Source organism: Streptomyces sp. ALI-76-A, assembly GCF_030287445.1.
Classification (GTDB): domain Bacteria; phylum Actinomycetota; class Actinomycetes; order Streptomycetales; family Streptomycetaceae; genus Streptomyces.
The window spans coordinates 196,670-222,306 of the sequence record NZ_JASVWB010000002.1 but is presented as its reverse complement, the minus strand read 5'-3'; the positions used below and the strand labels follow the sequence as shown (position 1 = coordinate 222,306).

Here is a 25,637-nt window from a genome sequence, read left to right as displayed (position 1 = left end):
CCCGACCGTTGTTTGTGAGACCGGCCAACCGGACCAATCCCCATCACGCAATGCCCCTGCCCACCAACCGACCGCGCGGCGGCACGCCACTTGGCCATCCCCCGACACTGTCATCGCTGCTGACGTGTGGATCAGCGGCGACCCCGGGTTCGTCCTGCTCGTGCACCGCAGGGACGACGGTCTGATCGCCGAGCTGTACTACTCCGTGCGGCGCGCGGACGGTGACTGGGAGTGCCCGTACCATCTCAGTGGGGGCATTGTCGGCACGGAGTTGGGCACTTCGGCCATGGCCGCGGACGCGCTCGCCGGGGCTTCCACGTCCGTCGTCGCCGCATCCGAGTCCCTTGTCCACACCGGGCGTGGCCCAGACGGTGACGAAGGAGAACTCGTCCATGCCTGGGAGCTTCCGGTCAGCGGGGACGCGGACCTCATCGAGATCGAGTCGCAGGTCAAGAGTACTTTCGTGGTTCTGGTCAACTCTTGGACAGCCCACCTCGGAAAGCGCGGGGTTAGGGTCTGTGTCCAGGAGCGCGGAACGTAGAGTTCCGGGTCCACTGCGGCGTAGCCGGCTTGCCTGCGTAAACCAGGTAGACGGCGACTTGGGAGTTCTCGATCCGGCCGGCAGTACCGTGGTATTGGCGCTGGACGCCGACCGTGCCAGTGCCCTTCTTCACATCGCCGGTCTCGTCGACGACCAGCACCGCCCGGTCGTCGTGCAGGTGCTCCACCACGTAGCCGCACACGTCGTCGCGGACCTGATCGGCATCCCACTTGGCCCTGCCCAACAGGTGCTGCATGCCGTCCAGAGTGGTCTCGCCAGCCCACTCGGCGATGGTCCAGCAGCTCTTGCGCGGCAGGTCGGCCAATAGACCGAGCACCAACCGCGCCGCCCTGCGTCGGCGTTCGACCCGGGCGAAGCGCCCCGTGATCCGGCCCAGCCCTCGAACGCGTCCCGTCAACGGGTGGTTCTATGTTCTATGCTGTGACCTGCGGCCACCGTCTCTTCGTCAGTCCACACAACTCACGATGATCAACGGTGGTCGCACCCGTCTCCACAACGCGTCAGGGTCGCGCAGTTCCGCCTGCCGTCCTGAGTCAGGAGGACATGTGCAACGTGGCGAAGTCTGGTGGGTGGAGTTCGACGAGCGGCGGCTGGTCGTACTGCTGGCGGCAGACGACGCGTCCAGGATCCGGGCGATGCAGGTCGTCACTCCTGCGGGCGTCGACATCAGCGGTCTGGGCGTCGAAGTGCACGTAGGTGCCATGGAAGGGCTGCCCTTTGAAGGCGTGCTTCGGTTCGCGTTCCCGCGCCCGGGCTTTACCCCCTGCACGTGGCTGACCGCCGTGTCCCAGGACGACCTGATCGAGCGGGCGGGCGTCCTGTCCTCCGCGAAGCTCAGCGAGATTGAGGACGCCCTCCGTCTCGGCGAACAGGCGAAGGAACGGACCCCGGCGACAACCGCGAAGCTCAGCGAGATAAGGGACGCCCTCCGTCTCGGTGAACTCGGGTAGGCGGAGAGGCGCCACTCACCATCGAAATCACGATCTGCGGCTGGAGTAAACGCCCCTGCGTAGCGACGCGATGAGGCGGTCAAGGTCCCCGCGTGCCGTGTACGTACGGATCGGGTCGATGTAGTCGCGTGACTCGATGATCTGACCGTCCCGCACACGCATGACGAAGATGCAGGGCACCTTGGCCATGCAGTCGTCCGGCAACGTGAACTCGTAGGCGAACTCGGCGACGATCACTTCAGGATCGGCAGTCTCGTGAACGACGACATCGACGACACTCCTCTTCGGCAAGGACTCCCGAACTTCCGGCGGCACAGTGAAGTGCTCTCGGAGCGCACGCCGACTGGTCAACGGCTCGGACCATGGCGTCGCCATCGGATGCCGGACATCGGTGACCTCGCCATACAAGTCAGGCAACTCGCTTAAGTTCCCGTCGGCGACCCCATGAACAAGCTGGAGAAACACCTCGCGCGGACTCAGACTCACAGGACCCCCCAAGTAATACGCACAGGCAGCAACGATCATTATTGTCTGTTCCGGGCCCTTACTGCGGACTGTCTCGGTCAGCAGCACCCCACCCGTGCGACCCCACCCGTGGCGCTGGATGCGGACATGTGGTCTTCACCTGAGAAGTGCTCCTTCGACAGCAACGGCCAGGGCCATCCACAGATCTCACCCTTGCAGGGCGGGAGCACTTCTCGCGTCTCTGAGCAGCGGTAGACGGCACCGCTCGTGAAAGCCCGAGACTAGGAAATCCACTGTCGGACATCCGTGGGCCAGGAGGACTGTGCAGCCCTCGCTTCCGTCCGTTATTGCAGGTCAACGGCACGGGGATGTGTGCTCGGTGCCGCTTTTGAAAGCCGTCACCGCCCTCGTCGATCAGGCTTTCCTTACGTCATCAAGCACCCGTCGTCGCTTCGCTCCTTTGGGCGGGCGTGGGCGGCGGCGCTCGCGCTCTTGTCTCCGCTCCGCTCGGCACCGCCGGCCGCCCGCTTCCGCCCAAGAGGGAGGCACACAGTGCATGAGGTCAGAACACGGCGTGGCTGGGGCGGTCTGCACCACGGTCCGCACGGGCACGCTCCTTGTGCCTTCGACCCACAGGGCTATGATCGCCAGAGTGGATCACACCCTGATACCCCGAGCTCTGACCAGTGAGGTACAACTCCGAGAGCTGTACGCGGACCCCGGAGAGCGGGCGATACGCAAAGAACTCGACCATATCGACGAGATGTCGCGCCGCCTCATAGCGGTCTCGCCCGTGGTGTTCGTCGCCACCAGCGATGCCAGTGGCCGCTGTGACGTGGCCCCTCGGGGCGGCACCCCCGGTTTCGCCACGGTCCTCGACGAGCGTCATGTAGTGATTCCGGACGCGACGGGGAACAACCGGCTGGACAGCTATCGCAACATCCTGGCCAACGGGCACGCCGGGCTCAACTTCGTGATCCCGGGCCGGGACACGACGCTTCGTGTCAACGGCGCAGCCTGGATCACGGCCGATGAAGACCTGCTGGCGCGGCTGACCCCGGTCGGCAAGCCGCCGAAAACCGCGCTGGTCGTGCGGACCGACGAAGTGTACGTCCACTGCGCCAAGGCGTTCGTCCGGTCGAAGTTCTGGCGCCCCGAGGCCTGGCCGCTCAAGGAGGAGCAGCCGACGCCGGCCGAGGTCGCTCTTGCTCATCAGCGCGACCCCAACTTGACGCTCGCCGAGGCCGAGCAGGATCAGCGTGACTCACTCCTGCATCGACTGGCCTGATACCGGTCCGCCGCGGCGACACGCATCAGGTGCCGAGTCCTGGTTGCCGGGGCGTCCAGGGGGTGGACGCGAGTCGAAGAAGTGCGCGCATGGGCCTCCGGTGTTTCGGAAAGGCAGGTCGTGAGGTGGCCCAGATGGGGTGTCACACGGTGAGGACACCGCCGACGAAGGTTCGATCTGGCGGTGACGCCACGAGTTCGACCATGGTGCCGGTGCGGAGGTCATCGCCGACGACGCGCGTGATCGCCTCGGTGAGCGCGGTGCCGAGGCGCGCGGTGATCTGGGCGGCGTCGGGGCGGTCGAAGACGCCAGCGCGGACACCCAAGATCACCGAGGCGTTTGTGTCCACGGCCTTGCCGCCCTGCGCGAAGCGGCCTGCGGGGACTCCGGCCAGGCGGACACTTACGAGGTCGCGGGCCCATTCGCCGTAAACGTCGACGATCGCGTCGGTCAGCGCGGCGACGAGCATGGGTTCCTTGCCGGCCAGCCTGTTCTCTGGAAGGTGGACGGTCAGATGCGGCATAGTGGACCTCGTTCCCTTTGAACCCAAAGCCTTTGTATTCAAAGATACTTGGAAGAGATCGCTGATGTCCACGGAATCGGACGGTCCAGCCGTCGACGAGGCCGTCCGCACCCTGCTGTTGCTCATGCCGCGGCTCGTCGGCCGCGCCAAGCGCCTGCCCATCCCACCCGCGCTCCAGGGCCTGGACCTGGCACCGCGACACCTCGCGCTGCTGGCCCACCTGGAGTACGACGGTCCCACCAGCATCAACGAGCTGGCCGCCCGGCTAGAGGTGGCCCCGACGACCGTCAGCCTCATGGTCAGCGAGCTGTCACGGCCGGGCGTCCTGGAGCGCACTGCCGATCCCGCCGACCGCCGCCGCCGCATCATCGCCATCGCCCCCGCCTACACCGCACCAATCAGCGAATGGCTTTCTGGCAGCGCCTCTGCCTGGGAATGCGTCATGCGCGGTCTCGACCCCGCGGAACGCGCCACCGTCATCACCGCCCTGCACGCCTACGAGGCTGCCTTGGAGCAAGCGGGCGACCGGCATCGCTACGCGCAGCCGCGTTAGCGGGCTTGGCGAAGTCGGCAGAGCGCGGCCTGTAGCCGCAGCCGCTCTCGCTTCTCACCAACATCTTCCCGCCTCGAGATCGCTGACCGTTGCCCGAACCACCCGGCACACGCTGCTGCTTCTCGCCGACGAAGCTACCCGCCCCGTGCAAGCGGGCGGACGCGCGTGCCGCCTCTGTGGTCGCCAGCCGTCCCGCAGTTGCCTGCGCCAACCCGGCCTCCGGCTGGTCGTCGCCTGGCGCACTCACCCTCGTGCACGCCATACGCCGTCCGCTGGGCACCGGTCCCCGCCTCACTGAAGAGCAGTCGCCGGTCGCTGACTCACGCGGTCAAACGGTCGCGGAGCGGGCGGCTGCCGAGCCGCCCGCTTCCACCGGTGCGCGCGACGAATGCTGTACACCCTTCTCCCTGCCGGCCGCCACGCAGCGCCCGCCGGTACGGGATCCTGCAGCGCAGTGCCAGATCCGTCAGGCTCTCCAGGAAATGGCGGTCGGTCAGGACGGATCCGGGGAGATGCGCCTCCCGCGCGCTCATCCACTCCAGCAGCGCCCCAGCCGCGCTCCGCGCCTGCACGGCTGATCCATTGCCGCCTGTGTTCGCTGCCCTCCGGTCGCTCGCGCCCAGATCTAGCCTCTGCTGTCGAGCACTTCCGTACGCAAGTCCGCCAGCTCCTCGAGGCTGCTGCGGGCCGGCCCGTCGATGCGCCTCGGTCGTACCGAGGTAACGATCACTCTGCTGATCTAGAGTTTTTGCGCCGGTTGGCATTGAAGCGCGCCTTCTTCTGACGATTCCCGCATGTGTTCATGTCGCACCATTTACGAGTGCGGCTTTGGCTGGTGTCGAAGAAGGCGGCTTGGCAGGTCGGCGATGCGCACAAGGCCAATTTTCCGTCTCGTTCGCCTGCGATGATGCTGATCGCGTCGGCGGCGATCACGCTGAGGGCATCTTCCACGCAGGAAGCCGAGCTGAGCCGCCATCGCCGCTTGCCCTCGGGCGTCAGGATCGCCGCCGCCCGACCCTGAGCGCTGCAGTCATTGATGACTTGGACAGCGGACGCAGGGAGAGCGTTCTGGATCGCGGCCGCTGTCGCGGCGGCGTGAATCGCCTCCCTCAGTTCCCGGGCGAGGTCTAGCTGGGCAGTGGTGCAGGAGTCCACGGCGAGGCCGCTCACCGCCAGCCAGTCGACGAGTCGTTGCGGCCTGGGAATGCGTTCCACAGCGTTGCCATGACGTTCCGAGAGAGTCCCCGTGAAGCTGGTCGCTAGCACGGTACCGAGGCGGAAGTCAGGAAACCCAGCGTGCATGGAACCACCTTAGCTGGTTACACGCAGGCGTGAAGGCATAGTAGAACCGTCATAGCCGGTTCACGATAGGTCGTAGCCGGTTCCGCGATGGTCAGGAGGTCCCATGCCCCGTCCAACCAGCGAAGTGCGGGCATTTGAAGCCCACGCAACGGACGCCGACCTCGACGATCTGCGCGCGCGACTGGCCGCGGCGCGGCTACCGGAGGCCGAGACCGTCCATCGCGCCCCACCGGGCCCCCGCCGGTGGGAACAGGGCGTTCCGCTTGCCGACCTCATCGACGTCGTGGACTACTGGCGCACCGCGTACAACTGGCGGTCGTTCGAAGAACGCCTCAACCGGATCGGCCAGTTCCGCACGACCATTGAGGGTCTGGGAATCCACTTCCTGCACCGCCGATCTGCGCGGGCGGATGCTACTCCTCTGCTTCTGACGCACGGCTGGCCGGACAGCGTTGCCCGGTTCATCGACGTCGTGGACGAGCTGGCGGATCCGAACGACGCGGATTCGCCGGCGTTCCACGTCGTGGTCCCGTCGCTGCCGGGCTTCGGTTACAGCGACAAGCCGGCCGCCACCGGCTGGGGAACCGAAAAGATCGCAGCCGCCTGGGTGGAACTGATGGGCAGGCTCGGCTACCGCAGGTTCGCGGCCCACGGCGGCGACTGGGGAGGCCATATCGCCACGGTTCTCGGTGGGAGATTCCCGGCGCACGTTCTGGGCATCCACACCACGTTCGCGGAGGGACCGCCCGGGTTGACCACAGACGGGCTGACGGCGGTCGAGCGCCAGTGGGCCGAGGAAACGCGCGATTTCTTGCGCAGCCGGTCGGCGTACGCGAAGCAGCAGGCGACCCGACCGCAGACCATAGGCTACTCACTCGTCGACTCCCCGATCGGGCTTCTCGCCTGGGTCCTCGACAAGTTCGCCGAGTGGTCGGACACCAACGACAGCCCGTTCGAGACGATTTCCAGAGACCGCGTTCTCGACAACGTCACCCTGTATTGGCTGACGCGGACCGGCGCGTCGGCCGCCCGCATCTACTACGAGAGCCACAACTCGCTGGACCCCGAACTCCGGGTCGACGTCCCGTCAGCAATCACTGCTTATCCCCGTGACGTCGAGAAGTGTCCGCGCCCCTGGGCACAGGAGCGGTACCGACAGATCGTCCGATGGGGCTCGCCCGAAAACGGGGGACACTTCCCATCGCTGGAGGTTCCCGAGTACTTCGTCAAGGACCTGCAAGAAGGCCTTGCGGCAGTACTGACCGCCAATCGGTGACGCGGCTCGGTAACCCGGCACTCGATCACCGCCAAATCCGCCTCAAGACGGTGCCCGAGAACTTCCACAACCAGCTCATCGAGACGGCGGAAGGTGGTCAGACGCGTTCGGTGCGGAGGTGGGTGGCTTCGCGGTGGGCATTAGCCTCGATCCCTCCCCGCAGTCCACCGGGGATTGTGGAACGGTCGGGTGCACGTACAACCTGGGACTTGATGTCTTCTACGACCGTGTCCACCCGTCGCCTGCCCGCCGCGGCTGGAGTAGCGCTGCCGGGGACGGCCGCTGATCACCCGCGGGCGCACCAGCCGAGGGTGGAGATCAGCGCGGGGCAGTACGACTCGCCGGGACACGACGACCGCTCGCGGCCCTCGCTGAACAAGGAATGGGTGGAGCTGACCAACAACACGCGCCGGTCGGTCAACCTCGACGGCAGGACCCTCCAGGACGAGGACGGCCACACCTACACCTTCGACCACTACCGCCTCAAGGACCGCGCCACCGTCCGTATCCACACCGGTGAGAGCCGCGACACTCGCAGCGACCTGTACCAGGATCGCCGCCACTACGTGTGGGACAACCGCTCCGACACCGCCACCCTGGGCAACGACCACGGCCGCTTCATCGACGACCAGTCGTGGGGCGGCGACAACAACCGCCGCGGCGGCCACCACCGCGACGAGTCGCGGGGCGGCGACCGCCACCGCGACGGCGACCGCCACCGCGACGGTCACCACGGCGACTTTCGCCGCTGACCCGTACCCGTCCCGGCCGGTGACCACAGCACCACGGGCCGTACCCGCTCCTAGGACTGAATCGTGAGTAGCAACACCTATCCCTGCACGGGCCCCGCTGGTCGCGCCTGACGAGACGCAGCACACCCGATTTCCCCGCCAGCGAGCCGGCTGACAGTGATTGAAGTGACTGAAAATCAGAAGAAGGTGAACGAACCTGTAACGTCGCCCGCAGGCTGGACGGCCAGCTGCTCGCCAGCGTGCACATCGAGCACGAGCATCGTCAGGCGATCAAGGCCCTGACCCTGAACCGCAACAAGCTCCAGCATGACGGGCTCACCCACAATGCGCTGGCCATCGAGGCCCGCGCCGCCCATGTGCGGCGCTTTCTGACGGACTTCATGCACCTGCACCTGACCTGGCGCTTCGATGGGGAGGAGCGGGAAGACTCAGAGGTCGAACGTGACCTGATCCGGGGCAGCTTGTCAGGAATCAAGAGGTTCGCCTCCACCCGGATGAACGGCATCAAGGAGGAGCTGGCCACCTGCCCGCAATACACCGTCCAGTGAAGGGACTGCGGGCAGTGGGCAGCCACCGTGATGGAGTTGGGCGGTGTGCGCTGCCTGTTCTGCAACACCGGACGCGACGACGACGGCCCAGCCGAAACGGCCCCTGACAGCCAGGGCAGGACACGACCGTCACGAAATATCCGCCACAGCCAATTTCAAAGAGCGCCGTCAGAGGCGGAAGCCGCCCGATCGGCGGCGGACGGGTGGGTCCGGGTCGGCACCCTGAAGACCCGCCCGGCGTCGCTCCCGGTCGGCTGGATCGTTGACCGGGTGTGGCCCCGGGCCGGGGAGGGACCCGAAGCCACCGCGCTCGTGGTCGGCTCGATTCGGCTACGCGTCGCGCCTGTGCAGCAGCAGGCTGCCGACCAGCAGCGCGGCCGCGGCCCACACGGCGAGCACGCCCAGGCCGGCCCATGGGCCGATGGGCAGCTCGTGCAGATGGACGGTGGCTTGGACCGCGAGTCCGGCGGTCATGGGCGAGATCTGCTGGAGGTGACGTTGCCACTCCGGGTCGTTGACCACCTGGGTGACGACCGGGAAGAGGTAGAGCAGCCCGAGCACGATCCCGATGGCGGTCGCCGCCTCCCGTACCGCCGTCGCCACGCCGAGGCCGAGCAGGGCGATCAGGACGAGGTAGAGGACCGAGCCCACGGCCGCGCGCAGGGTCGGGCCGTCGGCCAGGGACAGCTGGGCATAGCCGTGCGCCTCGGTGAATCCGTTGCCGGGCAGGATGTAGCGGCCGGCAAGGAGGGAGGCCAGGACGGCAGCCGTCCCGGAGGCGAGGACGACCGTGGTGAGGACCGTCGCCTTGGCGGTGAGGACGGTGAGCCGGTTCGGCACCGCCGTGAGCGTGGTGCGGATCATCCCGGTGCCGTACTCGCCGCTGATGGCCAGCACCGCGAAGACGGCGATGACCGCCTGCCCGACGGTGACGCCGGTCAGGGCGAGCTTGACGGCGTCCTGGCCGCACCCCGTGTCCGGGCACTTCACGGCCTTGGCGGTGCCGCAGCCGACGGCCACGGTCAGCGCGACGGCGAGCAGGAGCAACCGGCCCAGGTCCCCTGCGGTACGCAGCTTCGTCCACTCAGCGCGCAGGGCGCGGCCGAAGTCCCCTCGCCACGCGCCGTCCGCCGTGCTCGTGCGTCGTGCGCCGCTCAGGAGACTCATACGTCCCTCCCGCGCAGCCGCACCACGGCCAGACCGAAGGCGAGCGCGGCGTACCCGCACAGCACGGCGAGGCCTGCCCATGGTGCCAGCGGGTAGTAGCCGGTCGACGGCTCATACACGCTGAGCACTTGCGCGTACCGCGGCAGGGTTTGCTGGATCGCGAAGCCCGCAGCCGGGGTCACCCGCAGCAGCCACTCCGAGACGCCCGGGGGCAGTATGCCGGAGGTGGCAAGCAGGAAGGGCAGCACGATCGACGCGATGACCAGGGCGACCGCCGTGCCGCTGCGCCGCAGTAGGGCACCGACGCCGAGAGCGAGCACGGCGGCGGCTGCGCAGAGCAGGCCGGTGCCGGCCATGACGCGCACTTCGGTCGCCGACGTGACGGGGAAGACATGGAAGCCCCTGCCGCGCGCGCTGCGTTCCCCGAGGGGAATGGTGATCGCGGCGGCCACCAGGCCGATGGCGAGCGCGACGCCCCCGGCCACCAGCGCCTTGGCACCAAGCACCTGGCCTCGCCGGGGAGTTGCCGCCATGGTCGTACGCAGCAGACCGCGCCGGTACTCGCCGGTGATGAACACCGTGCCCACGGCGATCACCACGATCAGCCCGGCGAAGGTGCCGACGAGGAAGTTCTCGACGGAGAAGCCGACGCCCATGACGGGCCCGCCGACGACCGGTGCGATGTCACCGGCCCCGGTCACGGTGAACCCGCCGCCGTCGGTCTGGGTGAAGCCGCCCTTGGTGGTGTTCGTGTAGCTGCCGGAGGTGCCCGCGTCGTCGCCCACCTGGGTGCCGGTCCACGCCCCCTGGGACCAGCCGCCGGCGAGGCCGGGACGGCCGAAGGTGCCAGTGGCCACGGCGGGGCTGAAGCCCGTGCCCGCCGCGGTGTCCTGCTTCGCCTGCGGTGACGTGGCGAAGAGCCCGGCCTGCACGGTGCGCGCAAGCCCCGGCAGCTTCGCGTGGCCGACCTCGGTCCAGTGGGAGCCGTCGGTGGAGGAGAAACCGGTGAGACTGTCACCGGAGCGGACCAGGCGCAGCCACCGCGGGGACTCCTGGGAGATCTTGCCGGAAGGGCCCGCCGTGTCGTGCGTGTAGTCGTACTGCATGCGCACGCCGTGGCCGCCGGTGGCCATGAGCGCCGCGTACGGGGATCCCTGGGTGAGGCTTTCCTTCACGATGATCCCGGCCTTCGCCCAGGGCTGGGCGCCCCGGGCCGTCTCGCCGGTCCCGGTGTCGGCCACACCGGTCAGCGACCGCAGGGGAACGGTGAGGGTGCCGTCGCCGGTGAGCGTCTTGTGGACGAAGTAGAAGCTGTCGTTGACGGCCTCGCCGCCGGGGCCCTTCGGGTACGAGGCGGCGTCGGCGCCGCGACCGCCGGGGGCGGGGGCGGCCGTGCCGAGCAGTCCGACCACGATCGTCACCAGGAGCGCCCCCGCCATGGCGAGGACCCAGCCGCGTACCGTACGGAACTTCGTCCACTCGGCGTGCAGCGTCCTGAGGAACCCGCCCCGCTCAGCGCGCCTCGTGACCGGGGGGCGAGGGGTGAGGGTGGCGGTCATCGCGTGGCCTCCCCCGCCGGGATGCCCCGGTACTGCACCGCGTCCCGGGTGAGCTCCATGTACGCCTCTTCGAGCGTCGCCCGGTGCGTGGACACCTGGGAGAACGGCACCCCGTTCCGGGCGAGCAGTGCCACGATCTCCTCGTCGGGCAGGCCCGTGACGCCGAGGGTGTCGGGGCCGGTGGCGAGAACGGTGGCGCCCGCGCCGTGCAGGACCTGGGCAGCGCGCGGAGGCGCGGAGGTACGCAGGGTGACCCGGCCGCCGGACGCCTCGGCGAGCAGCTCGGACACGCTGGTGTCCGCGACGACCCGGCCGCGGCCGATCACCACGAGATGGTCCGCGGTGTCTTCGAGTTCGCTCATCAGGTGACTGGAGACCAGGACGGCGCGGCCCTGTCGGGCCAGTTCCGCCAGGAAGCCGCGCATCCACACGATGCCGTCGGGGTCCAGGCCGTTGAACGGCTCGTCCAGCATGACGACCGGCGGGTCACCGAGCAGCGCCGCCGCGATTCCCAGGCGCTGGCGCATGCCCAGCGAGAAGCCGCCGGCCTTACGCCGGGCCGCCGTGCCCATGCCGGCCTGATCGATGACCTCGTCCACCCGCCGGGCCGGCACGCCCTGTGAGTGGGCCAGCCACAGCAGGTGGTTACGGGCGGTGCGGCTCGGTTGCAGCGCGGAGGCGTCGAGCAGTGCCCCCAGATGCCGAAGCGGGCGACGCAGGGTGCGGTACGGCACCCCGCCGACCAGGGCCTTTCCCTCCTCGGCCGCGTCAAGGCCCAGGATCACGCGCATGGTGGTGGACTTGCCCGCGCCGTTCGGGCCGACGAAGCCGGTCACCCGTCCGGGCCGCACGGTGAACGTCATCCCGTCCAGAGCCGGCTGTGGCCCGAAGCGTTTACGCAAACCGATGACCTCGATCGTCGCCTTCGCACTCTCATCGCTCATGGCCCCCACCCTGTGACGGATCGAGTTACAGGGGCCGAACGGCCACTGTCATCTCGCTGTTAGGCGCCTCGGCTTAGCCTGGCCTGGTACTTGTCCTGGCGCGGTGGCGAGAGGGAAGCATGCGGATGACATGGGGTCCTCCCCGACGGCTCGCGGGCCTGACTGCCCGGCTCGGCCTGCGCCGTGGCACCGCCCGCACCCGCTTCACCGCCTTGTACGCGACTCTGTTCCTGCTGTCGGGAACGGCGCTGCTCGCCATCGCGGCCGTGGTGGCATCCGGCGGATCGCGCTCCAGCCGGACCGCCCCCGATGGCGGCACCGATCAGCCCGCCACGGCGACACAGGCCCAGGGCCGCATCGACGAACTGGAGCAGCAGCTGGCCCAGGCGCACGACACCCAGTCCCGGCAGATCCTGATCGGCTCCGCCATCGCCCTCGGCGTCATGGCGGTGATCTCGGTCGGCCTCGGCTGGTTCGTCGCCGGCCGGGTGCTGCGCCCGCTGCGCGTGATGACAGCGGCCACCCGCCGGATCACCGCCGACAGCCTGCACGAACGCCTGGCCATCGGCGGCCCCGGCGACGAGGTGAAGGACCTCGCCGACACCATCGACGACCTCCTCGGCCGCCTGGAGGGCTCCTTCGACGCCCAGCGCCTCTTCGTCGCCAACGCCTCCCACGAGCTACGCACCCCGCTCACCACGATGCGGGCCTCCCTGGACGTGGCCCTCGCCAAGCCGGGCCCGGTACCTGAGACCACGGCCACGCTGGCTGCCCGGATGCGCGCCGAACTCGACCAGGTGGACCGGCTGCTGGAGAGCTTCCTCGTCCTGGCCCGCAGCCACCACGGCGAGTTCACCGACTCGGCGCGCCTCGCCCTCGGCCAACTCGCGCTGACCGCCCTGACCGGACGGGCAAAGGACATCGCGGCCAGGGGCCTGACCGTGCGCGAAAACCGGATCGACGACTCATCGTGGGTGTGGGGCAGCCAGACGCTGCTGCGCCGCGCGGCCGACAACGTGGTCGACAACGCGATCGCGCACAACGACCCCGGGGGCTGGATCAGTGTCGCGGTACGCGCCGAAGGAGACGACGCAGGCGCAGTGTCCCTCGTCGTCGAGTCCAGCGGACCTGTCCTCGACCAGCAGCGGGTGGCGGAGCTCACGCAGCCTTTCCGCCGCCTTGGCGCCGACCGGACCGGCACCGGCCAGGGCAGCGGCCTCGGCCTCTCCATCGTCGCGGCCATCACCCAGGCCCACCACGGCACCCTGGACCTGCGCGCCCGCCCCGACGGCGGCCTGCGCGTCACCATCACCCTCCCCCGTACGGATGGCAGGGTGACGGCGGAAGCCCCCGACACAGAGACGGGAGTGGCGCGTTGAGAGTCCTGGTGGTCGAGGACGCCCGCCCCCTCGCCGAAGTCATCGCCGAGGGACTGCGCGACCAGGGGATGGCCGTAGACGTGGCCCACGACGGGCTCGACGCCGCGACCAAGCTGGACATCAACACGTACGACGTCGTCGTGCTCGACCGCGACCTGCCAGGCATCCACGGCGACACCCTCTGCCAGATGATCACCGAGCGGGACGGCCGCGTGATGGTCCTGATGCTGACCGCCGCCGACTCACCCGGCGACCGCGTCAGCGGCCTGACCCTGGGCGCCGACGACTACCTCGCCAAGCCCTTCCACTTTCCCGAACTCGTCCTGCGCATCCGCGCCCTGGCCCGCCGCCGCCCCGCCGCCCGGTCCCGCACCCTGCGCACAGCGGGCATCGAACTCGACCCGATGCGCCGCACCGCCAGCCGCGACGGCCACCAACTCGACCTCTCCGTCAAGGAATTCGCGGTACTCGAAGCCCTCCTCCACGCGAGCCCCGCCTTCCTCAGCGCGGAGGACCTCCTCGAACAGGTCTGGGACGAACACGCCGACCCGTTCACCAACACCGTCACGGTGACCATCAGCCGCCTGCGCCGCAAACTCGGCGACCCTCCGGTCATCGCCACCACACCCGGCGTGGGGTATCGGATCATCGACCCAGGCGCCCCGCCCGACTGAGCAGCAGGCCGGGGCCGGCGGCCCGCGAGCGGAGGCCGTGCTCAGGCACCCGACTCCAGTCATCTGCGCAGCCGACTTCGAAGACTGATGTGTCCTTCCCCCCACTTGGCTGCCACTGAATCCATGGAGGGACGGAAACGGTCGTCTTCGCCACCGCCCGGTGATCAGTCTGCCGAGTCGTCTCACATGCGGGTGGCTTCTCCTGCAGCCTGAGCCGGTCAGCGTTATCGGCGTACGGACCAGGTACGCGGACAGGCGGGGCAGGCCCAGCTGGAGATGGCCAGCATCCTCTTCACCCTGAGCGACCCCGTCCGGCTCGAGCTGGTGCGCCGTCTCGCCGCCTCCGGCCCGCTGGAGGTCGTCGACTGCCAGTAGCAGTCACATTATCGACAGCTGCCCACGACGCCGAGCCACGCGAGGGATCCGCGGCGCATGATGCGTCACAGGGTGTCACATCGCGTGCCGCCGCAGCAGGCGCGGTGCGGCCCGTACCAGGGCGGCCGAAGCCAGGCCGATCGCGCCGCCGGCAGCCACGTCGGAGGGGTAGTGCGCGCCGCTGTGCACGCGTTCGGCGGCCACCATCACCGCGGGTACCGCGCAAAGCGCGCCTGCGGCCGGCCACACGGGTGCGACGGCAGCGGTGAATGCGAACGCGGCGGCGGTATGCCCGGACGGAAAGGAGGAACTGTCCGGGCGGTCCTCAAGATCCTCGGCCCGGACCCACTCCTGGGGCGGGCGGCGCCGCTCGTACAGTTGTTTGCCGACCCCGTTGGACAGCACCTGCGCCACCCCCATCGCACCCACTCCCGCGACGGCGGCCGTCCGGCCGCGCCACCCACCGGCGGCGGCCATGACCACGGCCGCCGCCCACCACAGCTTGGTGTGCTCGGCAGCCTCCTCCACCGCCGGCAGAACCCGCCGCACCCAGGGGGAGTCCCACGAAATGGCCCGTCGGGTCAGCGAGTGGTCCGCGGCGCGTAGATCTGCGATCACTGTCATGAACAGCGGTTTCCCGCCCCGGGCTGCCTCACACCGCAGCGACCGGCGCTCACGACCGGAGCCGACGCCTGGCGCGCCCGCGTGCCGGTGCCGGCCAGGCCGACGGCATCACCGGGGCAGAGCGAGCTGCATCAAGGGCCTCGGGAGGGCAAGGTGGGCTGCTGGGGTTCAGCTGCCGGCGGGCGTCACGCCGAACATCAGGGTGTTGCGTGGGACGTCGTATTGGACTGTGTGATTGTGCTCCAGCAGATCCTTCAACACGTCGGCGTCGTCGGCGTCGAGGGTGAGGACTTCTTCCCCGGCGCCTTCGTCCAGGACCAGTTGCAGGGTGAAGGTGCCGCGCTGGCCGGGTTCTCCGGCCACCCAGCTGAACTGGTAGTGGTTGACTTGGCGGACTGTGATGGCGGCGTCTGTGAGGGGCTGCTCGACCTGGGGCATGAGGGCCGACTCTCTTTCGGTTCGTGTGCTGACTGCCCACGCCGTCCCGGCTGCCTGAAGCCCGCTGTCTGAGGGCAACGTCTCGAAGTCCAGGGGCGGGGGGTCCGGCAGTGGTTCGACGTGCCGGACCCCTCTTCACGCTCGCCGGGTGGCAGCGCGCGGGCGACGCAGGCAGGGGCTGGGCTACCTGTCGCGCCGGTCTTCGTCGATGCCTTCGGTGTCGATCTCTTCCTTGCGGACCTGGCCGCGCACCGTCTCCTCGTCCGTCTGTTGTTCGGTCGTCATGCGCACCCGCTCCACCGGCACCGTCTCGGTCTCTGTCACGGGGCGTTCCTCGTGGAGGGTGACCTCGTGTTCGGCTTCGCTGATGTCGGGTCCGGACTGGGCGGCGTCGCGGTTTTCGTCCGTGATCGGCTCGCGTTCGACGCGGACTTCCTCCCGGCGTACCGGCACGGTCTGCTGTACGTCCTCGGTGACGACGTACTTGCGCAGCCGCGCCCGGCCGGCCTCGCGGCGCTCGGCGCCGACGTGCATGCGTTCCTCCGAGCGCGTGATGGCGTCGTCGCCGCCGGCACCGGTTTCTGCGGAGCGGGGCATGTCGGTCGTCTCGCTGGTATCGGTGTGGGCCCAGCCGCCGGCGCCGGGCTGGTTGGCCTGCTGCCAGGCAGCGTCCCAGTCGATGCCGTAGTGCTCGTACAGGCGGTGCTCCTCGTCCTCGGAGAGGTGACCGCCTGCGTCAACGTCGACGTTGGGTGCGTCCTTGATCTTGTCCTTGGGATAGGGGACCTCCAGGTGGTCGTCCACGATGGAGGCGTCGCCGATGGGTACGAAGGACTCGCTGGTGCCGAACAGGCCGGTCTTGACGCTGACCCACTCGGGCTGGCCGGTGGCGTCGTCGAGGAAGACGTGTCTGGCATTGCCGATCTTGTTGCCGTCCGTGTCGTAGACCGGGTGGTCGAGCACAGTCGGGATCTGCTCCTGGGTGATCACAGTCTGCTCACCCTCTCTATTGTCGCCTTTGTCGTATTTGTCGCGTTCGGTTCACCCTGTCCGGCTCACCATCGTATTGCGTATGAAACCGGGACAAGCATGTTGAATAGCGAACCGGCAAGCGCGTTCCGCAGGCTGCTCTCACTCCCGGGCCGGGCCAGATGGCATCCAGCTCGCCAAGCTCGCGGTTCCTGGCCGCGGTCGACACCTCCGCCAGAGCACCCGCATCCCGAGCTGCGGGTCAACGGCCCGCTGCCGCCCTGCACCTTCGGCGGCACCGCCGCATCCGAGCAGGACACGCCGGCGGCATGATCTGCGTTCTTGCGGGCAGGCGACTTCGGTGTCGTATGTGGTTGCTGAGCTCGTCACCCAGGTGAGGTCTGCCCTGGCCCAGGCAGGCTTTCACGTGTTGGGCGGCGCGGACACCGGTGTGCCGGGGCTGCGGGTGGCCGAGGTGCCCGCAGGCACTCTGATCAGCTGGACGGCCTCGGACGGCTTCACCTCTCTGGCCCGCGACCAAGCCAGACATTCCGCGAGCGACGACAGCATGAAGGCGATCGTGCAGGCCGCAGTGACAGGGCTGCTGGTCCAGCTCGGACACACCGTCACCCGACGCCTCCGAGGAAGGCGGCGTGGTGGTCCTCGCCGACACATCCGCGTCGGACCGGTACAGGAAGCGGCAGATTGTCGACCTCTTGACGCTGGTCAGGAGACGGAGCGTCAGGGGAGCCTGCGGAGGCGCAACCACACCAGCGACGAAGAACTCGCTCGCCTGCATCCCGTATGAAGCGCCCTGCACGCATGCCTCCGTCTACTGGGAACCGAGTACACAAGCCGGCACGTGGGTGCTGGTGCCGGCACAGGCGCGGGGCCCGTTGCGGAGCAGGTCGACCATCGGTGCCGCGAGGACAGGCGCCACGTGCCGGAAGCCAACCTGCGTCAGGGCACGGGCGGCGGCGTGCAGGGCACCGATGCGGGTCTCGATCCCGGCCGGGCCGGTACCGTCCAGCACGAACAGCAGCTGGGGGAGTCCCGTCACAAGCTCGTCCGCGACATCAGAACGCACCTGGAGTGTCCACGTCCAGCCGCACGAAGGCCTCTTGTTCCGGAGGGCTGTAGCTCATGGCCCGGAGCAGCTGGCTGCGCTGCTCGTCGTTGAGGGCAGCCTTGGCCGGATGCGGCGGGAGGGTGCGGCAGTACTCCGCGAACCGGCCCCGGCGCCGCGGCCACATGTCCCGTGCATACAGGGTCAGGGCCAGCGCGAACACTCCCCATCCAGCAGGCAGACGAGCAGGGCGCGCGATGTCGCCACCTGTCCCGTAGAGGAGTGCCCCGCCCACATAGAACAGTTGGACAGCGCACCAGCCCGCGAGCAGCAGGGTGTTCAGGCCTGCGGCGACCAGGACGCGGTCCTGGTCGTGCGTGGCCCAGCGCGGCCACCTGGCGTCATCGCCCCGCAGGAAGTCGTCGCGCCGCCCGCAGTGCTCGGCGTCCATATACAGCCAGTTCAGGGGCCATGGAGTGGCGTGGCCGCGCAGGATGGCCAGCACGGCGGCCGGGACCGGGTGCTCCGGCGCCTGGTCAGGAAGGGCGCCTCGGTCGGTGACCGCCGCCTTCGTCCTCCTCGATCCGGATAAGGCCGGCCAGCAGCGGTTCGGCGGCCCCGGCCCGGTCCGCGCCCCGGTCGCCGCTGGTCGTGACGACTGCATGGTACGGGTCGATGTCCGCCGCGTTCAGCTGCGCGACGACGGCCCGGTCGGCCCGGTCACAGAGCCACCACAGGACGCCGCACACGGTGTGCACCCCGCAGACTGTTGTCAAAACGGCTACACCTGAAATGGGATGCCGAACGAGTCACCGGAGTTCGACGGAACGGGTGGCCGCCGCTCCCGTGGTGGCGAGGGGCCCAAGAGGGCGGACGCTTCGCGCGTCAGTCAGTCACTTGTAGATCTTGCCGGGCTCGGCCCTGGCCGGAGCGAGCAGCTGGGAGACGGTCACGAAGGTGTAGCCCTGCTTGCTGAGCGCCTTCAGGATGGAAGGCATGGCCGGCACGGTGCCCTTGCGCAGCGGGTGGAGCAGGATGATCCCGTCGCGGCCAGCACCCGTGAGCACGCGCTTGGTGATCAGCGCGGTGTCGTCCGTCTCGTAGTCCTTCGCGGTCACCGTCCACAGCACCTGCGCCATCCCCAGTTCTTTCGAGATCTTGGAGACGCGGTCGTCGGTGCGACCCTGCGGCGGGCGCATCAGCGTCGGCTCGCTGCCGGTGATGCTGGAGATGGCCCGTGCCGTGCGGCGCAGCTCGTCGCGGATCTGCGCATCAGAGACATCGGTCAGCACCGCGTGCGTCCAGGTGTGGTCCCCGATCTCGTGGCCTTCCTTGGCAATCCGCCGCACCACATCCGGGAATTTGTGGATGCGCCGGCCCTCGAGGAAGAACGTCGACGGCGCCTTGTACTCCTTCAGGAGGTCCATCAGTCGGTCGGTGGGTCCGCCCGGGTTGCCGTCGAAGGTGAGCGCGATGCACTTGACCTTCCGGCAGTCCACCTGACCCGACGGTACGACCGCTCCAGACGCGGCCTGGTCACGTTCCTCGCGCGGGGAGAGTGTCTCCATCTTGTTCGCCTGGATGACCATGACGACGGTCACCGTCACGGCCGCCACCACGGCCAGGGTCAGGAGTATGAGTAGGCGAGGCCGCCTCTTCAGAATCTTCATCCCGAGGAGAAGATTTCAGCGCCGGAAGGGTTGCCCAGCGGCCTCGACAGTGAGGCAGGACACGTGTGTGCAGCGCGTTTCAAGTGCGCTGCGGCGCCACCTCGGCTGCGATCCGCTCCAGCGCCTCTCCGACGTGTTCGGCCGCCGACGGTGGCGCTGGTGTGCCTCGCGCCTTGCAACGGCCCACTGCTGCGGCCGCCGCCAGGCGGGCCACCTCGGCTTCCGCCACCGCGAGTTCCTTGCGCAGCTGCTCGACCCGGTCCGCCAGCAAGACCCGCCGCTGAATCACCCACGTCAGCATCGCGACCACCCTTCGCCCTCTCTCTCGCCCCGTGAACTCCCTTGCTTCCGTGGGCAGTAGACGGCACGGACGCTCTGCGGCCCCAGTTCCGGCGAATCACTCCATGACCAGATGATCACCTGTAACCGATCACGCCACCGACCAGCATGAACACGCCCATGACCGGCCACACCAGCCCCCGTGAGCGGCAACTCAAGGATGAAGCGATCTCATTCGCTCGGGAGTGAAGTTGCCTGATGGAGTGGTCTGTTGCGGCTGACCTCTGACCTGGTTCCGTACTTCTGCTGGCAGTTGCTCTGAGGGGCCCGAAGCACCTGAGGCCGACTGGGAGTGCGTGCTGCGGACGCGGCTCAAGTCGGCTGATCGCCGGAGGTCCGCCGTTCGTAGTGTCGGGAGTCCGCCCGTGGGATCCAGAACCCGACGGCGGGTTTCAACCCGACGGGTTGGCTGCGCCTGTCGGCCTTCGTTTCGGGCTGGCGTGGCCCAGATGGACCACCCACTGCTGATCAGCGTGGATGGTTCACCTGGCTCGGTTCAGAAGTCGACGCCGTGCTGCTCCGCGAGGCGAGCGCCGCGGTGGAGTGGATGAGAGGGGGTGGCAAGTCTCCGGCTCGTTGAGGTTGTGAGGATGCGGGTGGCCCACCAGTGACACTGGTGGGCCACCCGCATCCTCACAACCTCCCAGCTGCGTACGAGTTCTTCATGCGCTACCGCGTACGGACGTATGTGAGCAGGCGTCTGTGCGAACCGGCGGCGCGCCAGCGCCTCGGGGCCGGGATGACGGCCTCGAACTCCTGAAGCCTTCGCGGGTCGCCGGTCTCCCCGGCCGCTTCTGCTGCGGCCCACAGCAGGCGGGCGGGCAGTTCCGCAAAGGCCAGCAGGTCCGGGGCGGGTGGCTGGGGGCTGGTGTCGCGTACCAGCGGGTGCAACCGCGCGACGGGCAGCGCGTCCAGCCCGGCCGCGGGGTGCCACGTCTACTCGACACTTCCTCCCGCCGCCGGTCATCGCCGGTTGTGGCGGGGATGGCGTTGTCGATGAGGACGGCGGCGATGGCGGCGGCGGTGGGGAAGGCGTCGGCGTTGAGTACCCGGGTGCGGTCCGCGGCGCGTCGATGAGCAGCGCGAGCTGCTCGCCGAGCTGTTCAGGGTCGGCGGCGCCGGCTTCGCGGGCGGTGTCGGCGAGCCGCGCGGCGACGGCTTTCTTGTCTGACCCCCGGTCAAGTCGCCACCGCCAAGCAGGAAGACTCTTCGACGAGACCACCAAGCGCAGTTCGAGTCCCTCGTCCCCCGCGGCCAGATGGGCCGCCCCGACGAAATCGCCACCGCCGCCCTCTTCCTCGCCTCCGACGACTCCAGCTCCGTCAACGGCATGGAACTCGTCGCCGAAACGGTGTGATCGGCTGCGGCGAGAGCGGTGGCGAAGTTGTTCGCGCGGGCGATGGCGTGCTCGGTAGAGCCCAGTTGCCGGTCACGGCGACCGCGCTGTCGGTCAGTCGTCGCAGTCGTTCAAGGCTGCGGACCACAGGCCCAGCGGGCAGGCTGGCCCCGGGTCGGCGAGGGCGGCGGGCCACTTCTCGCTCCGAGGGGGTGACGAACTGGCAGGTCAGCTCCGGCTGGGCCAGTTCCTCGTGCGTCCGGTAGAGGCCAGGCGCTCGCTGCCGTCGCGGCGGCTCCAGACGTCGGCCGGGGTCTACTTGTCGTTTCGGCGGCGAGTTGGTCGGGGGAGAAGTGGGCGGCGAGCGCGGTTCGTTCGGACAGGCGTGTACGGGCACGGCGGTCTGCCTTTCGGGCAGGGCGCGGCACCGGCAGGCGAACTGGTGCCGCACCGGGGCGGGCGAAGGGGGAGTGGCCGGCGGCCTACGGGGAGGGGATGCCCCCGGCCGCTGTGTGCAGGGGTCGGGCTAAGTTCTGTCGGGTCGATCATGGACTGTGGGAGGATGCGGTCCATGACTTGCACTCGAAGGGGCCGTGCCGCGTAGGACACCAGCTTCACTTCGGTCGCGGGAACGTGGCTGGGGAAGACCCTGGGTGCGGTATCGCGATGTCCCCGGGCTGTCGGGAGCAGCAAATGCCGCCATCCGTGTGCTCGAACGGGAGCGATTGTCTCCGGGTGTCGTGGCAGTGGCGCTGAGTGTGTGGTCCGTGCGCGTCCATGGCACCAAACGCCGTTGGAGACGGTGGGAGGCTGAGTTCACCTGCCCCTGCTGCGGTGAGGGTTGGGCTCGGGACAAACTGCAAGACGCTCTGTTCATGCTCCCGCCAAGAGCCGCCGCCGAACTCCGGATGCAGGTGGAGCGCTTGGACGTGGTGCTCCTCGGGCGAACGCGTCACGAGCCGATGGCAGACCCAGAGCTGGCGTGGTGGCATCGCAGGTGCTGACCGTGCCCATGCCCCCCGCTGATTCCTTGGCTCTTGTATGACTGGTCGGGGGATCTGACAGAGGCGGAGCGGCGACGTGTCGAGCCGTTCCAGAGGCAACAACCGCTGCGGGCAGTGGCACGATCACCGCCAGGTGGTCGACGGCATCCGGCACCGGGTGCGGACCGGGCTGCAGTGGCGTGATCTGCCGGAACGCTATGGGCCGTGGAAGACCGTCTATGAGCGTCACCGGCGCTGGTCGGCTGACGGAACCTGGGAACGGTTGCTTCAGTAGGTGCAGGCCCAGGCCCAGGCCCAGGCCCATGCCGCTGGTGGGACCGACTGGGACGTCTCGGTTGACTCCACCTCGATCCGTGCACCGTACGAGCTGCCGTGCAGACCGGGGCCCGTGGGGGTGCGCTGGTGCAGCGAACGGCTAGTGGGGGACGCCGAGGCGTTCGAGCAGGAGTCCCTCCCGGGTGGACCAGGGGCAGATCTCGACGTGTTCGGCCCCGCAGGCTTCCATGAGGGATTCTGCGATCAGGGCTCCGGCCAGGGACTGTTCGGCGCGGTGCCGGGAGATGCCCGGCAGCTTGGCACGGCGGGAGGGTCCCGTGCCGGCCAGCAGGGAGACGGACGCACGCAGTTCGGGTAGCGCGAGCTGCCGCCTGTTTCGCGGTGCTTTGCCCTGGGCGGCGGTGAGCCGGGCGAGTTGTTCGAAGGTCTTGGAGCAGGCCAGCACTCGCCCGCCCGGTTCGGCCTGCGGCAGGCCGGGGACGGCTTGCAGGGACCGGCACAGGTGCTGTCGGATCTCGGCCAGGCGGCGTTGGGTCGGCGCGGTGCCGGCGGGGAGCCAGTCACGGGTGATCCTGCGGGCACCCAGCGGCAGTGAGTGCGTGGCGCCGGGCTGCTCTGCGACGCCGGAGGCAATCTCCACGGTGCCTCCGCCGATGTCCAGGACCAGCAGCTGCCCGGCCGTCGGGCCTGCCCACTGGCGGGCGGCCACGTAGGCCAGCCGCGCCTCTTCCTCGCCGGGCAGAACGCACAGGCGGGTGCCCGTGGTGCGTGCCACCCGCGCGATGATCTCGTCTCGGTTGGGGGCGTCCCGGATGACCGAGGTCGCGAATGCGTACACGTCCGGACCGCGCAGACGGGGGTCCGCGGCGACGGCCTCGGCCACTGCCCGCTCGACGCTTTTCACCCCGGCCTCGTCCAGCCGCCCCTTGCGGTCCAAGGTCTCGTGCAGCCTCAGTCGCACCTTATGCGAGAGCACCGGCTCCAGCACCGTACCCGGACGCCGCCGCACCACCGTCAACAGGGCACTGTGGCAGCCGACATCGAGCACACCCGCCTGCCGCACCCCATCGCCTCCCTGGCTCCTCGCTCGACCCGACCGGCTCTTGTCCCGTCCTGCGACGACGGCGCGACGAGGATTCCGGCTCACCGCGTGAGCATATCGTCACCGCCCGTGCATCCCTCGCCCGGCCCGGATGGAGCTGTGTCGTCCGCAGCGGGCGCCGTCCGCGTCGAGGCCCGGCGACGCCTGCGTGAGGCGGCTGGGCCGCCGCTTGTCGAAGGCTTCCTTCCCGGTCGGAGTGACGGCGGTGGCGACTCGGCCGGCACGATGACTGACACACCCCCGCCACCGGCGCCGGTCCGTCCCTGGCGCCTTGAGGACGGAGCGAAGCCGGTGGTGTGACGTACCACGAACGTTCACGGTGTCGGCGGACCTGCCGTCGACGTGCAGGTGTGGTGGTGGGAGTTCAGCTGACCTCGTTGCGGACGGCGGTGTCGAGGTCGGTGGCGGTCAGGCGGAAGGTGTCGGCGGTCTCCGTCGCGTCCATGTGGAACGGCGCGTACCACTGGTAGTCCATCTCGGCCATCTCGCGGGCGATCGGCGCGATCAGCCCGGCCGTACGCGTCACGGAGCGCGGTATCTGGATCAGTTTGACCGGTGGTCGGTCCGCCGCGACGGCGTAGCGCCGCGCCAGCTCGCGGATGGTGACGGCCGGCGGAGACGGCACGTGCCAGGGGCGGCCCCACGCGCGTTCTTCCGAGGCCAGCGTGATGAGGGCCTGTGCCATGTCGCCGTTGAAGGTGAAGGTGTGCGGCATGTCCAGGTGGCCGGTGATCCAGGCCGCTTTTCCCTTCTGCAGGGCCGACTTGATGAGCAGGGAGTAGATGCCGTTGGCGTCCTTGCCGATGTAGTCGGAGCCGCGGACCTCGACGGTGCGGATCCCCCCGGCGAGGGCCTGTTCCCACATGCGTCTGCGCAGGCGGCCCTTGTGCCCGGTGGCGGCCATGGGGGTGTGTTCGTTCATCCGGCCACCGGGCTGCGGACCGTAGGCGTAAAGGCTGCCGGTCAGCGCGAGGACGGCGTCGTTCGTCTTGGCGGCGGTGATGGCCGCCGTCTGGAGGGGCGGCAACAGGCGCTCCCACACCGTGTAGGAGGGTGGATTGGCGCAGTGGTAGATCACTTCCGCGCCGCGGGACAGCTCGGTCAGGCGGGACGGGTCGGACGCGTCCGCTGCGACCCGGTCGATCAGCCGGTGCTCGGGACCGGAGCCGCTGCGGGTGACGATCCGGACGCTCTCGCCGCGCTCGGCGAGCAGACGAGCGACGTTGGTACCGATGGAACCGGCACCGATGACGACGTGCTTGGCCATGACGGTTTTCTCCTCCGGGGTATCGGTCAGTCGTCCACGCCGGAGCCGGTGTAGGTAGGCACGTCGGCGAGCATGCCGGCGATCTGCGGGTTGAGCTCGTTGCGGCGCCGGTGCAGTTCCTGGATCTCGGCGTTCAGGTCAGGGTCGTCGTCACTGACGTCGAAGATCTCCAGCCGTTCGACCAGGTGCAGCCCGAGGTGGTCGGTCTGGAAGGTGGCCGGGTGGGTCAGGTAGGCGAAGAGCCCGTCAAGATCCTCGACGACGAAGCCGCGCTGTACGTGTAGTCGCCGCCGTGGTCGCGGCCGACGACGAAGGACTTGACGGCAGGGTTCGACCCGCCCTGGTTGCGCCAGCTCTCCAGCGCCGCCTCGATCTGCTCGGGCGTCGCGGTGGCCTTCATCGTGACTCTGTTGATGTGGTAGATCATGACTTACTACCCGTTCCTAACGTCGTTAGATTTTATAACGGCGTTAACTATGACGCGCATCGCCGACGCGGTCAAGGCGGTGACTAGTGTTCGAGGACACCATCGAAGCGAAGTGACGGACCATGCCGACCAGTACAAGACGGGCCCGCGAACGGGCGAACACCCGAGAGCGGATCATCGAGGCCGCGCTGCACGTCCTAGAAACCGAGGGCATCGCGGCCCTGACGATCCGGCGCATCGCCACCGACGTCGAATATTCCGCGCCCGTCGTCTACCAGCACTTCGCCAACAAGGACGCGCTCCTACTGGAGCTGGTCGCGCACGGTCACCACCTGATGCTGACCGAGTTCCGTCGAGCCGCGCAGGAGCCCGATACGGACCAGCGCATGATGCGCATCGCGTCGGAATACGTCCAGTTCGCCGGCGAGCACCCCCACCTCTACCAGGTCATGAACGACCCGGTGGTTGACGCGGACGAACGCCGGCGCGTCGCGGAACCGGCCATCGACGTCCTCAAGGAGCTGCTCACCACCTGGTCGGCTGCACACGACGTGGTCCTGGCCGATACCGATCAGGCCTGCGAGATCCTCTGGGGCACGCTGTACGGCATCGCGTCGCTCAGTTACCTCGGCAGCGCAGGCAATGATCGCGCCCGCCACCTCGCCGAACAGGCGCTCCGCGCGATCCTTCTCGGCTGGCGAACCGAGGCGCTGGCGAACGGTCGACCGGCGAGCAGCTAGTGTCCTGCGCCAGTAGCTGCTTGTCAGCGGTGGTGTGACTTCTGCTGCTGGTGCGTCAGTTC

Annotated in this window: 29 protein-coding genes and 2 pseudogenes; 12 read left to right on the top strand and 19 right to left on the bottom strand. The window is 68.9% G+C overall.

What is annotated here, in order from left to right; all coding sequences use genetic code 11:
• Positions 1–124 precede the first annotated feature (124 nt).
• On the top strand, positions 125–541 hold the full coding sequence (locus QQS16_RS01680) for a hypothetical protein (RefSeq protein ID WP_286066563.1): 417 nt from the start codon (positions 125–127) through the stop codon (positions 539–541).
• On the opposite strand, the pseudogene QQS16_RS01675 reads toward QQS16_RS01680, so the two are convergent.
• Positions 520–938: pseudogene (locus QQS16_RS01675) on the bottom strand (IS701 family transposase); the annotation flags it as partial. The gene QQS16_RS01680 and the pseudogene QQS16_RS01675 sit on opposite strands and share 22 nt — an antisense overlap.
• Positions 939–1,107: 169 nt before the next feature.
• Between QQS16_RS01675 and QQS16_RS01670 the strand changes: the two are divergent.
• Positions 1,108–1,512 (top strand): putative type II toxin-antitoxin system PemK/MazF family toxin, encoded by a 405-nt coding sequence (locus QQS16_RS01670; RefSeq protein ID WP_286059777.1) that lies wholly within the window; start codon positions 1,108–1,110, stop codon positions 1,510–1,512.
• A 27-nt stretch (positions 1,513–1,539) separates the two neighbouring features.
• On the opposite strand, the gene QQS16_RS01665 is transcribed toward QQS16_RS01670, so the two are convergent.
• A complete protein-coding gene (locus tag QQS16_RS01665; protein ID WP_286059775.1) occupies positions 1,540–2,085 on the bottom strand; it encodes a nuclear transport factor 2 family protein in 546 nt (181 codons plus the stop codon).
• A 544-nt stretch (positions 2,086–2,629) separates the two neighbouring features.
• On the opposite strand from QQS16_RS01665, the gene QQS16_RS01660 reads away from it, so the two are divergent.
• A complete protein-coding gene (locus QQS16_RS01660) occupies positions 2,630–3,265 on the top strand; it encodes an MSMEG_1061 family FMN-dependent PPOX-type flavoprotein (protein ID WP_286059773.1) in 636 nt (211 codons plus the stop codon).
• Between the two features lie 142 nt (positions 3,266–3,407).
• Here the strand turns inward: QQS16_RS01660 and QQS16_RS01655 are convergent, their stop codons facing one another.
• Positions 3,408–3,788 carry a tautomerase family protein gene (locus tag QQS16_RS01655; protein WP_286059772.1) on the bottom strand — a complete coding sequence of 127 codons (381 nt, stop codon included), beginning with the start codon at positions 3,786–3,788 and terminating at the stop codon, positions 3,408–3,410.
• Positions 3,789–3,852: 64 nt separating this feature from the next.
• Here QQS16_RS01655 and QQS16_RS01650 point away from each other — a divergent pair, with 64 nt between their 5' ends.
• The gene (locus QQS16_RS01650) at positions 3,853–4,341 is read left to right on the top strand and encodes a MarR family winged helix-turn-helix transcriptional regulator (RefSeq protein WP_286059770.1); all 489 of its coding nucleotides are present in this window, start codon (positions 3,853–3,855) and stop codon (positions 4,339–4,341) included.
• A 726-nt stretch (positions 4,342–5,067) separates the two neighbouring features.
• Here the strand turns inward: QQS16_RS01650 and QQS16_RS01645 are convergent.
• Positions 5,068–5,643 (bottom strand): CGNR zinc finger domain-containing protein, encoded by a 576-nt coding sequence (locus tag QQS16_RS01645; RefSeq protein WP_286059768.1) that lies wholly within the window; start codon positions 5,641–5,643, stop codon positions 5,068–5,070.
• A 103-nt stretch (positions 5,644–5,746) separates the two neighbouring features.
• Between QQS16_RS01645 and QQS16_RS01640 the strand changes: the two genes are divergently transcribed.
• The 3 genes from QQS16_RS01640 (at position 5,747) to QQS16_RS01630 (ending at position 8,219) form a co-directional block, all read left to right on the top strand.
• Positions 5,747–6,919, top strand: a complete 1,173-nt coding sequence (locus QQS16_RS01640; protein ID WP_286059766.1) for an epoxide hydrolase family protein — start codon at positions 5,747–5,749, stop codon at positions 6,917–6,919.
• 212 nt (positions 6,920–7,131) lie between these two features.
• Positions 7,132–7,671, top strand: a complete 540-nt coding sequence (locus QQS16_RS01635; protein ID WP_286059764.1) for a lamin tail domain-containing protein — start codon at positions 7,132–7,134, stop codon at positions 7,669–7,671.
• A gap of 239 nt (positions 7,672–7,910) precedes the next feature.
• The gene (locus QQS16_RS01630) at positions 7,911–8,219 is read left to right on the top strand and encodes a hypothetical protein (RefSeq protein ID WP_286059762.1); all 309 of its coding nucleotides are present in this window, start codon (positions 7,911–7,913) and stop codon (positions 8,217–8,219) included.
• 330 nt (positions 8,220–8,549) lie between these two features.
• On the opposite strand, the gene QQS16_RS01625 is transcribed toward QQS16_RS01630, so the two are convergent.
• Genes QQS16_RS01625 through QQS16_RS01615 form a run of 3 tightly spaced genes read right to left on the bottom strand, consistent with a single transcriptional unit; the run spans position 8,550 to position 11,889 of the window.
• On the bottom strand, positions 8,550–9,386 hold the full coding sequence (locus QQS16_RS01625; RefSeq protein ID WP_286059761.1) for an ABC transporter permease: 837 nt from the start codon (positions 9,384–9,386) through the stop codon (positions 8,550–8,552).
• Positions 9,383–10,945 carry an ABC transporter permease subunit gene (locus QQS16_RS01620; protein WP_286059759.1) on the bottom strand — a complete coding sequence of 521 codons (1,563 nt, stop codon included), beginning with the start codon at positions 10,943–10,945 and terminating at the stop codon, positions 9,383–9,385. Before QQS16_RS01620 ends, QQS16_RS01625 begins: the two co-directional genes overlap by 4 nt.
• Positions 10,942–11,889 (bottom strand): ABC transporter ATP-binding protein, encoded by a 948-nt coding sequence (locus QQS16_RS01615; protein WP_286059757.1) that lies wholly within the window; start codon positions 11,887–11,889, stop codon positions 10,942–10,944. Before QQS16_RS01615 ends, QQS16_RS01620 begins: the two co-directional genes overlap by 4 nt.
• A gap of 125 nt (positions 11,890–12,014) precedes the next feature.
• On the opposite strand from QQS16_RS01615, the gene QQS16_RS01610 reads away from it, so the two are divergent.
• Together QQS16_RS01610 and QQS16_RS01605 are read left to right on the top strand one after the other, a co-directional pair.
• A complete protein-coding gene (locus QQS16_RS01610; RefSeq protein WP_286059756.1) occupies positions 12,015–13,268 on the top strand; it encodes a sensor histidine kinase in 1,254 nt (417 codons plus the stop codon).
• Positions 13,265–13,942 carry a response regulator transcription factor gene (locus QQS16_RS01605; RefSeq protein ID WP_286059754.1) on the top strand — a complete coding sequence of 226 codons (678 nt, stop codon included), beginning with the start codon at positions 13,265–13,267 and terminating at the stop codon, positions 13,940–13,942. The genes QQS16_RS01610 and QQS16_RS01605 overlap by 4 nt, the downstream gene beginning before the upstream one ends.
• Before the next feature lie 450 nt (positions 13,943–14,392).
• Here the strand turns inward: QQS16_RS01605 and QQS16_RS01600 are convergent, their stop codons facing one another.
• From QQS16_RS01600 to QQS16_RS01560, 9 genes are all read right to left on the bottom strand, one after another.
• A complete protein-coding gene (locus QQS16_RS01600) occupies positions 14,393–14,941 on the bottom strand; it encodes a phosphatase PAP2 family protein (protein WP_286059752.1) in 549 nt (182 codons plus the stop codon).
• A 168-nt stretch (positions 14,942–15,109) separates the two neighbouring features.
• Positions 15,110–15,379 (bottom strand): hypothetical protein, encoded by a 270-nt coding sequence (locus tag QQS16_RS01595; protein ID WP_286059751.1) that lies wholly within the window; start codon positions 15,377–15,379, stop codon positions 15,110–15,112.
• Positions 15,380–15,562: 183 nt separating this feature from the next.
• The gene (locus QQS16_RS01590; protein WP_286059749.1) at positions 15,563–16,369 is read right to left on the bottom strand and encodes a DUF2382 domain-containing protein; all 807 of its coding nucleotides are present in this window, start codon (positions 16,367–16,369) and stop codon (positions 15,563–15,565) included.
• Positions 16,370–17,180: 811 nt separating this feature from the next.
• Positions 17,181–17,435 carry a hypothetical protein gene (locus tag QQS16_RS01585; RefSeq protein WP_286059747.1) on the bottom strand — a complete coding sequence of 85 codons (255 nt, stop codon included), beginning with the start codon at positions 17,433–17,435 and terminating at the stop codon, positions 17,181–17,183.
• Positions 17,425–17,919 carry a hypothetical protein gene (locus QQS16_RS01580; RefSeq protein ID WP_286059745.1) on the bottom strand — a complete coding sequence of 165 codons (495 nt, stop codon included), beginning with the start codon at positions 17,917–17,919 and terminating at the stop codon, positions 17,425–17,427. Before QQS16_RS01580 ends, QQS16_RS01585 begins: the two co-directional genes overlap by 11 nt.
• Before the next feature lie 31 nt (positions 17,920–17,950).
• Positions 17,951–18,172 carry a hypothetical protein gene (locus QQS16_RS01575; RefSeq protein WP_286059743.1) on the bottom strand — a complete coding sequence of 74 codons (222 nt, stop codon included), beginning with the start codon at positions 18,170–18,172 and terminating at the stop codon, positions 17,951–17,953.
• A gap of 135 nt (positions 18,173–18,307) precedes the next feature.
• A complete protein-coding gene (locus QQS16_RS01570) occupies positions 18,308–19,084 on the bottom strand; it encodes a polysaccharide deacetylase family protein (RefSeq protein ID WP_286059741.1) in 777 nt (258 codons plus the stop codon).
• 79 nt (positions 19,085–19,163) lie between these two features.
• On the bottom strand, positions 19,164–19,385 hold the full coding sequence (locus QQS16_RS01565) for a hypothetical protein (protein WP_286059740.1): 222 nt from the start codon (positions 19,383–19,385) through the stop codon (positions 19,164–19,166).
• Between the two features lie 707 nt (positions 19,386–20,092).
• Entirely contained in the window at positions 20,093–20,314 is a 222-nt protein-coding gene (locus QQS16_RS01560; protein WP_286059739.1) for a hypothetical protein, read from the bottom strand.
• A 367-nt stretch (positions 20,315–20,681) separates the two neighbouring features.
• On the opposite strand from QQS16_RS01560, the gene QQS16_RS43815 reads away from it, so the two are divergent.
• Positions 20,682–20,780 carry a hypothetical protein gene (locus QQS16_RS43815; protein WP_502963743.1) on the top strand — a complete coding sequence of 33 codons (99 nt, stop codon included), beginning with the start codon at positions 20,682–20,684 and terminating at the stop codon, positions 20,778–20,780.
• Between the two features lie 1,086 nt (positions 20,781–21,866).
• Positions 21,867–22,121, top strand: a pseudogene (locus QQS16_RS01550) (transposase); the annotation flags it as partial.
• Positions 22,122–22,178: 57 nt separating this feature from the next.
• Here QQS16_RS01550 and QQS16_RS01545 read toward each other — a convergent pair.
• The 3 genes from QQS16_RS01545 to QQS16_RS01535 form a co-directional block, all read right to left on the bottom strand.
• Complete coding sequence (locus QQS16_RS01545) at positions 22,179–23,102, bottom strand: Ppx/GppA phosphatase family protein (protein ID WP_286059738.1); 924 nt, start codon at positions 23,100–23,102, stop codon at positions 22,179–22,181.
• 403 nt (positions 23,103–23,505) lie between these two features.
• Complete coding sequence (locus QQS16_RS01540) at positions 23,506–24,408, bottom strand: NAD-dependent epimerase/dehydratase family protein (protein ID WP_286059736.1); 903 nt, start codon at positions 24,406–24,408, stop codon at positions 23,506–23,508.
• Positions 24,409–24,634: 226 nt separating this feature from the next.
• Positions 24,635–24,835 (bottom strand): Dabb family protein, encoded by a 201-nt coding sequence (locus tag QQS16_RS01535; protein WP_286059735.1) that lies wholly within the window; start codon positions 24,833–24,835, stop codon positions 24,635–24,637.
• Positions 24,836–24,957: 122 nt separating this feature from the next.
• On the opposite strand from QQS16_RS01535, the gene QQS16_RS01530 reads away from it, so the two are divergent.
• Positions 24,958–25,575 carry a TetR/AcrR family transcriptional regulator gene (locus tag QQS16_RS01530; RefSeq protein ID WP_286059733.1) on the top strand — a complete coding sequence of 206 codons (618 nt, stop codon included), beginning with the start codon at positions 24,958–24,960 and terminating at the stop codon, positions 25,573–25,575.
• Positions 25,576–25,637: the final 62 nt, after the last annotated feature.

Coding starts and splice junctions, on each gene's coding strand:
- QQS16_RS01655 (WP_286059772.1), bottom strand. CDS start 3,788: ATGCCGCATCTGACCGTCCACCTTCCAGAGAACAGGCTGGCCGGCAAG.
- QQS16_RS01650 (WP_286059770.1), top strand. CDS start 3,853: ATGTCCACGGAATCGGACGGTCCAGCCGTCGACGAGGCCGTCCGCACC.
- QQS16_RS01645 (WP_286059768.1), bottom strand. CDS start 5,643: ATGCACGCTGGGTTTCCTGACTTCCGCCTCGGTACCGTGCTAGCGACC.
- QQS16_RS01640 (WP_286059766.1), top strand. CDS start 5,747: ATGCCCCGTCCAACCAGCGAAGTGCGGGCATTTGAAGCCCACGCAACG.
- QQS16_RS01635 (WP_286059764.1), top strand. CDS start 7,132: ATGTCTTCTACGACCGTGTCCACCCGTCGCCTGCCCGCCGCGGCTGGA.
- QQS16_RS01625 (WP_286059761.1), bottom strand. CDS start 9,386: ATGAGTCTCCTGAGCGGCGCACGACGCACGAGCACGGCGGACGGCGCG.
- QQS16_RS01620 (WP_286059759.1), bottom strand. CDS start 10,945: ATGACCGCCACCCTCACCCCTCGCCCCCCGGTCACGAGGCGCGCTGAG.
- QQS16_RS01615 (WP_286059757.1), bottom strand. CDS start 11,889: ATGAGCGATGAGAGTGCGAAGGCGACGATCGAGGTCATCGGTTTGCGT.
- QQS16_RS01610 (WP_286059756.1), top strand. CDS start 12,015: ATGACATGGGGTCCTCCCCGACGGCTCGCGGGCCTGACTGCCCGGCTC.
- QQS16_RS01600 (WP_286059752.1), bottom strand. CDS start 14,941: ATGACAGTGATCGCAGATCTACGCGCCGCGGACCACTCGCTGACCCGA.
- QQS16_RS01595 (WP_286059751.1), bottom strand. CDS start 15,379: ATGCCCCAGGTCGAGCAGCCCCTCACAGACGCCGCCATCACAGTCCGC.
- QQS16_RS01570 (WP_286059741.1), bottom strand. CDS start 19,084: ATGAAGATTCTGAAGAGGCGGCCTCGCCTACTCATACTCCTGACCCTG.
- QQS16_RS01565 (WP_286059740.1), bottom strand. CDS start 19,385: ATGCTGACGTGGGTGATTCAGCGGCGGGTCTTGCTGGCGGACCGGGTC.
- QQS16_RS43815 (WP_502963743.1), top strand. CDS start 20,682: ATGGGCCGCCCCGACGAAATCGCCACCGCCGCCCTCTTCCTCGCCTCC.
- QQS16_RS01540 (WP_286059736.1), bottom strand. CDS start 24,408: ATGGCCAAGCACGTCGTCATCGGTGCCGGTTCCATCGGTACCAACGTC.
- QQS16_RS01535 (WP_286059735.1), bottom strand. CDS start 24,835: ATGATCTACCACATCAACAGAGTCACGATGAAGGCCACCGCGACGCCC.
- QQS16_RS01530 (WP_286059733.1), top strand. CDS start 24,958: ATGCCGACCAGTACAAGACGGGCCCGCGAACGGGCGAACACCCGAGAG.